Genomic DNA, 6,367 nt, shown 5'->3' with positions numbered 1-6,367 from the left:
TCAAAAAGAAGTTGATTTTGATGGAACAATGACAGTAATGATTTGTACATTATAATGAGATGTTATCATTGTAGTCATGAAATAAAAGATTCTGCTTTTGCTTATAAGGGTAGACAAGAATGTAAAGAATGTCATAGTATTTATCAAATCCATTTTCCTTCAGGAGTAGGATTTATTCCTATTGTGATTGCCTTTATACCGGCTTTATATATGGTAACAATTTTAAGATATGCATTTATTGTTGGACTTGCGGTCTTTGTTATCTTTTATTGGGCCATTGATATTATTATGAATAATATTTTAATTTATTTAGGTAAATATGAAATTGAAGAAATTGAATAAAACTTGTATTTAAAAAAATAAAGAGTATCATTAAATATGTAAATAGAAACAGGGGAGCTTGTATGCAGGCTGAGAGGAAGTCATCAAACTTCGACCCTTTAACCTGATATGGATAATGCCATCGTAGGAAGTCAACATTTCGATTTTTTTACAGGAGCATGTCTCCTGTTTTTTATTTAAAAAGAAGTGTCCACATATGTGGCGGATTGAAGGGGAGCGCCTTGAATCTTGTATTAAGCGAAGGGAAGCTGTGTTCCAGCGTGAGAGGATACCACAAAGTATCGACCGAACTACCATAAAGTTATTTCATAAACGAAGTTTATGTTTTTGATGATGGGTAAGTTTGGTCATCTTCATATTTATGAAATAACTTGTAAAAAACAAGGAGAGAAAATATGTTAGAAGAAATGTTAAAAAATGTTAGAGAAAAAAGTCCACTCATTCACAATATTACAAATTATGTTACAGTCAATGATTGTGCTAATGTCGTTCTTGCGTGTGGAGCATCACCAATTATGGCAGATGATCAAGAAGAAGTTGCTGAAATTACTTCGATTTGTACAGGACTTAATATTAATATTGGAACACTTAATATGCGTACGATTGAATCAATGATCATTGCTGGGAAAAAAGCTAATGAACTGCATCATCCGATTGTCTTAGATCCTGTAGGAGTTGGAGCATCTACGTTAAGAACTCAAACAGCTTTAAAGTTATTAAAAGAAATTCAGTTTTCAGTTATTCGTGGAAATATTTCAGAAATCAAAACTTTAGCTTTAGGAAGTGGTACAACGAAGGGTGTTGATGCTAATCTTGCAGATAAAGTGACAGCAGAAAATATCCATGAAGTTGTCAGTTTTGCTCAAGAGTTTTCTAAAAAAACAGGAGCAGTTATCGCTATTACAGGAGCTATTGACTTAGTATGCAATGAAAATATTGCTTATGCAATTTATAATGGTCATGAAATGATGTCTTCGATTACAGGAACAGGATGTCAATTATCAGCACTTACGGCTTCGTTTGTTTCCGCAAATCCTGATTATTTACTTGAAGCAACAGTTGCTGCAGTATGTACCATGGGTCTTGCTGGAGAAATCGCACATGAAAGATTAACAGCGTTAGATGGTAATGCAAGTTATCGAAATTATATTATTGATGCTATTTATAATATGACTCCTAAGCAATTACAAGAAGGATCTCAATATAAAAAAATCTAACTAGATATGTGATTGCTCTAAAATAATGAAAAGAGGAAGATTATGAAAACAACAGATAAGATGTTAGAAGCAACAAAAGAACTATGGAAATCTTATAATGAACATCCTTTTGTTAAAGGAATACAAGATGGTTCATTAGATAAAGATAAATTTAAATATTATATTATGCAAGATTATCTTTATTTAAAAGAATACGCTAAAGTTTTTGCGATTGGAGTTGCTAAAGCAAAAACTTTAGAAACAGCAAATCTTTTTGCTAAATATATTGCTGTAATGAATGGTGAATTAGATGTTCATAGTGGTTATATGGGAAAATTTAATGTAAGCCAAGAAGAAATAGACGATATGAAACCATCACTTGATAATTTATCTTATACCTCTTATATGCTACGTGTTGCTTATGAAGAAGGAGAAGCAGAAATCTTGGCAGCTATATTATCTTGTGCTTATAGTTATGAAGTTATTGCGAAAAAGATTGTTGAAAATAATCCAAATTCAATCAATGATGAATTTTATGGGGATTGGATCAAAGGTTATGCTTCTAATGAGTATGCAAGTGGTAATATTATTTTAATAGAAACAATGAATCAACTTACTAAAGATTATACAAAAAAACAAATTCAACATCTTATTGATATCTTTGTAGCATGTTCAAGATATGAACTTGCATTTTGGCAAATGTCATGGGATAAAAGTTGTTAATAAAATCATAAAAAACTGATGAAACAGTTGAGCTATAAAATGTAATCTAAGGATTGATACTTATAAGTAGATGAGATCAATCCTTTTTTATAATTTAAATTATAGATTCATTTACTAATATTGGTGAAATTGAAGAAAGAATATATAAAAAATAGATGTTCAAATTGTAAAAGTATAAATATGTGACAAACTTAAAAGAAATAATGTTATAATTTGTATATAACTACGAGTTATTTACTTTATTTTATTAAGAAACACACGAAATCATTGAATAAGATAAGGTGAATACTATTTTAAGTTATTTTTAATAAGTTAAGGGAGAAAAAATAATGATAACTGGTGAAATAAAAAATAAAATTGATTCCTTATGGGATATATTTGCTGCTGGTGGATTAACAAATCCATTAGAAGTAATTGAACAAATTACCTATCTTATGTTTATAAAAGAATTGGATACTAGTGATAATAAACGAGAAAAAGAAAGCTCGATGTTAGGTTTGACTTTTAAAAGTATATTTTCAGAGAAAATATATATTGGCGAAAGATCAATTGAAGGGAAACAATTGAAATGGTCTATTTTTAGGGATTATCCAGCTAATAAGCAATATGAAATTATGCAGGAGTGGGTTTTTCCCTTTATAAAAGATTTACATGATGACAAAGATAGTGCGTATTCAAAATATATGAGCGATGCAATATTTAAACTTCCAACACCATTAGTCTTATCTAAAGTAATTGATTCTTTGGATGAGATTTATGAATTAATGGATAAAGAGGAGAAAAATATTAGTAGTAAAGAAAAAAACGTAGATATTCGAGGAGATGTTTACGAATATTTACTTAGTAAAATTGCTACTGCGGGGAGAAATGGACAATTTAGAACACCTAGACACATTATAAGAATGATGGTTGATTTAATGAAACCAACACCAGATGAATTGATTTGTGATCCTGCATGTGGTACTAGCGGATTTTTAGTTACAGCAAGTGATTACTTAAGAGAAAATTACAAAAATGACATTCTTATGAATAGACAAAAAAGAGATCATTATATGAATCATATGTTCCATGGATTTGATATGGATAGAACAATGTTGCGTATTGGAGCTATGAATATGATGACTCATGGAGTTGAATCACCTAATATTGAATATAGGGATAGCTTATCTGATCAAAATAGTGATAATGAAAAATATTCACTAATTTTAGCAAATCCACCTTTTAAAGGAACATTAGATTATGATTTAGTATCAGCTAATTTATTAAAAGTTGCTAAAACAAAGAAAACAGAACTACTATTTTTAGCATTATTTATAAGAATGTTAAAAACTGGTGGAAGATGTGCATGTATTGTTCCAGACGGTGTATTATTTGGTTCAAGTAAAGCACATAAAGCAATAAGAAAGACAATAATTGAAGATAATAGATTAGAAGCTGTTATTTCAATGCCTTCAGGAGTCTTTAAGCCTTATGCAGGAGTTTCTACTGGAATTTTAATTTTCACCAAAACAGGTCATGGTGGAACTGATAATGTATGGTTTTATGACATGAAAGCAGATGGCTTTTCATTAGATGATAAACGTTCAGAAGTTAAAGAAAATGACATACCAGATATTATAGAAAGATTTAATAATTTAGATAAAGAAGTTGATAGAAAAAGAACAGAACAAAGTTTCTTTGTTCCAATAGAAGAAATCAAAGAAAATGACTATGATTTATCAATTAATAAATATAAAGAAGTTATTTATGAAAAAATAGAATATAGACCAAGTAAAGAAATACTTGGTGATATTGCAAGTTTGAATCAAGAAATTGATAAATGTATTAAGGAATTACAGTCTTTACTAGAAGACTAGGAAGGAGTTAAATCCAAATGCTAAATTTGGATTTGTAGGGATGATGGATGCTGAAAATGTAAGATTAGGAGAGATATGTACTATACAATATGGTTTTGCGTTTAATTCAAAAAAATTTACTGAAGATGATTCAAAAATTCCATTAATTAGAATTCGAGATGTTAAACGTGGCTTTTCAAATACCTATTATGATGGTCCATTTTCATCAGAATATTTGGTTCATAAAGGTGACTTATTAGTAGGAATGGATGGAGAGTTTAATATTGCTAGGTGGAAATCGCAGGATGCATTATTAAATCAACGAGTTTGTAAAATTGTAGCTAATTCAAATGTAGATGAAGAGTATTTAAGATTTTATTTAAAAAGAGCTTTAAAAGATATTGAAAATAAGACATCCTTTGTTACTGTGAAACACTTATCTGCAAAAAAATTAAGTAATTTGGTTATTAAATTACCTAAAAAAAATATCCAAATTTCTATTTCTAAACAACTTTCATTTTTAGAAAGTTTAATTCATAATTTTAACGAAGAAAACGTATTATTTGATGAATTAGTTAAAGCCCGATTTGTCGAGATGTTTGGGGATCCTTTAATAAATGAAAAAGGTTGGAAAATAAGAAAATTAAAAAACATTAGTAATAAAATTGGTTCGGGTGCAACACCGAAAGGTGGAAAAGAAGTGTACATTCATAATGGTATATCATTAATTAGAAGTATGAATGTTTACAACAATAGATTTGAATATAAAGAACTGGCACATATTACGGATGAACAGGCAAAAAAATTATCGAATGTAAAAGTAGAAAAAAATGATATTTTATTAAATATTACTGGTGCATCTGTTGCTAGGTGTTATATTGTTCCTATTGATATTTTACCAGCAAGGGTTAATCAACATGTTTGTATAATACGCTGTAAAGAAATAATACATCCAATTTTTTTGCATGGTGTTATTACAAATAAGGAATATCAAAATCATTTGCTTAAGCTAGCTGGAACGGGAGCTACTAGAGAAGCAATTAATAAACAGCAAATAGAATCGTTGGATGTTATTTTTCCACCAATTGAACTTCAAAATCAGTTTGCAGACTTCGTAAAAGAAGTCGATAAATCAAGATTAGAAGTTCAAAAATCACTAAAAAAAACACAGGAATTATTCGATAGTTTAATGCAAAAATATTTTGGATAACATTTAAAATTAAATAATAGAAAAAGGGTAGTAGATGATGTTGGTAACGGAGGTTACTAACATGAAAGAATCTATTATAAAAGAAATTGAACAAAAGTTATTACGTTATTTAGATAACGCACAAATGGAAATATTGCATAAAACATTAACTCAATGCTTAGATAATGTTGATATTTCAATAAAAAATGAAAATTTTGAAGAGATATTTGATTATTCAAATACTGAATTAATTGAAAAGTTTATTTCATCTAAAGAAATTGAGGGCTGTTCTGTTAGAACGATTAAATACTATAAATCAACACTTGAAATGTTAGATAATCGCACAGATAAACATTTTACGCATATGACAACTGATCATTTGAGAAAATATCTAACAGATTATCAAAAGAAAAATAATTGTTCAAAAGTAAGTATTGACAATATTAGAAGAAATTTAAGTAGTTTCTTCTCATGGCTTGAAGAAGAAAATTATATTCTTAAAAGTCCAATGAAAAGAATACATAAAATAAAAACGGATAAGGTTGTTAAAGAAACATTATCTGATGAGACATTAGAACGTTTAAGAGATAATTGTGATAACATAAGAGATTTAGCTATTATTGATCTGCTTGCTTCTACGGGTATGAGAGTAGGAGAGTTAGTAAAAATAAACATAAATGATATTGATTTTGAAAATAGAGAATGTATTGTTTTTGGTAAAGGGAATAAGGAAAGACCTGTTTATTTTGATGCAAGAACAAAAATTCATTTAAAAAACTATATAAATAGTAGATCTGATGATAATCCTGCGTTATTTGTATCTCTAGATAAACCATATAATAGATTACAAATAAGTGGAGTCGAAATAAGATTACGAAATTTGGGTAAACGACTTGGTATTAATAAAGTTCATCCTCATAAGTTTAGAAGAACGGTTGCTACAAAAGCTATTGATAAGGGAATGCCTATAGAACAAGTACAAAATTTATTAGGACATTCTCAAATTGATACCACTATGCATTATGCTATGGTTAATCAAAATAATGTAAAAGAGTCGCATAGAAAATATGTAGCTTAGTGCT

General features: G+C 28.7%; 6 protein-coding genes and 1 riboswitch. All 6 genes read left to right on the top strand.

The features are described from left to right. Window positions 1-54 precede the first annotated feature (54 nt). The 6 genes from LJD32_RS03015 to xerA all read left to right on the top strand — a co-directional run bounded on the left by LJD32_RS03015 (window position 55) and on the right by xerA (window position 6,363). Window positions 55-342, top strand: a complete 288-nt coding sequence (locus LJD32_RS03015; protein ID WP_032090643.1) for a hypothetical protein — start codon at window positions 55-57, stop codon at window positions 340-342. Window positions 343-382: 40 nt separating this feature from the next. Beyond that, window positions 383-489, top strand: a riboswitch (TPP riboswitch). Window positions 490-737: 248 nt separating this feature from the next. Further along, window positions 738-1,559, top strand: a complete 822-nt coding sequence (gene thiM / locus LJD32_RS03010; RefSeq protein WP_227403800.1) for a hydroxyethylthiazole kinase — start codon at window positions 738-740, stop codon at window positions 1,557-1,559. A gap of 42 nt (window positions 1,560-1,601) precedes the next feature. After that, window positions 1,602-2,261, top strand: coding sequence for a thiaminase II (gene tenA / locus LJD32_RS03005; protein ID WP_032090641.1), 660 nt, complete (start codon window positions 1,602-1,604; stop codon window positions 2,259-2,261). A 329-nt stretch (window positions 2,262-2,590) separates the two neighbouring features. Continuing rightward, window positions 2,591-4,117: a class I SAM-dependent DNA methyltransferase gene (locus LJD32_RS03000; RefSeq protein ID WP_032090640.1), complete on the top strand. Its 1,527-nt coding sequence runs from the start codon at window positions 2,591-2,593 to the stop codon at window positions 4,115-4,117. A 40-nt stretch (window positions 4,118-4,157) separates the two neighbouring features. Further along, window positions 4,158-5,306 (top strand): restriction endonuclease subunit S, encoded by a 1,149-nt coding sequence (locus tag LJD32_RS02995; protein WP_227403799.1) that lies wholly within the window; start codon window positions 4,158-4,160, stop codon window positions 5,304-5,306. A 61-nt stretch (window positions 5,307-5,367) separates the two neighbouring features. Continuing rightward, window positions 5,368-6,363 carry a site-specific tyrosine recombinase/integron integrase gene (gene xerA, locus LJD32_RS02990; RefSeq protein WP_032090639.1) on the top strand — a complete coding sequence of 332 codons (996 nt, stop codon included), beginning with the start codon at window positions 5,368-5,370 and terminating at the stop codon, window positions 6,361-6,363. The last annotated feature ends 4 nt before the right edge of the window (window positions 6,364-6,367 follow it).

The sequence above is a fragment of the Faecalibacillus sp. TM498 genome (assembly GCF_020589955.1).
GTDB classification, from domain to species: domain Bacteria; phylum Bacillota_I; class Bacilli_A; order Erysipelotrichales; family Coprobacillaceae; genus Faecalibacillus; species Faecalibacillus intestinalis.
The sequence above is the reverse complement of the archived record's forward strand: the minus strand, read 5'-3'. Positions and strand labels throughout refer to the sequence as shown.

Coding starts and splice junctions, on each gene's coding strand:
- xerA (WP_032090639.1), top strand. CDS start 5,368: ATGAAAGAATCTATTATAAAAGAAATTGAACAAAAGTTATTACGTTAT.
- tenA (WP_032090641.1), top strand. CDS start 1,602: ATGAAAACAACAGATAAGATGTTAGAAGCAACAAAAGAACTATGGAAA.
- thiM (WP_227403800.1), top strand. CDS start 738: ATGTTAGAAGAAATGTTAAAAAATGTTAGAGAAAAAAGTCCACTCATT.
- LJD32_RS02995 (WP_227403799.1), top strand. CDS start 4,158: ATGATGGATGCTGAAAATGTAAGATTAGGAGAGATATGTACTATACAA.
- LJD32_RS03000 (WP_032090640.1), top strand. CDS start 2,591: ATGATAACTGGTGAAATAAAAAATAAAATTGATTCCTTATGGGATATA.
- LJD32_RS03015 (WP_032090643.1), top strand. CDS start 55: ATGAGATGTTATCATTGTAGTCATGAAATAAAAGATTCTGCTTTTGCT.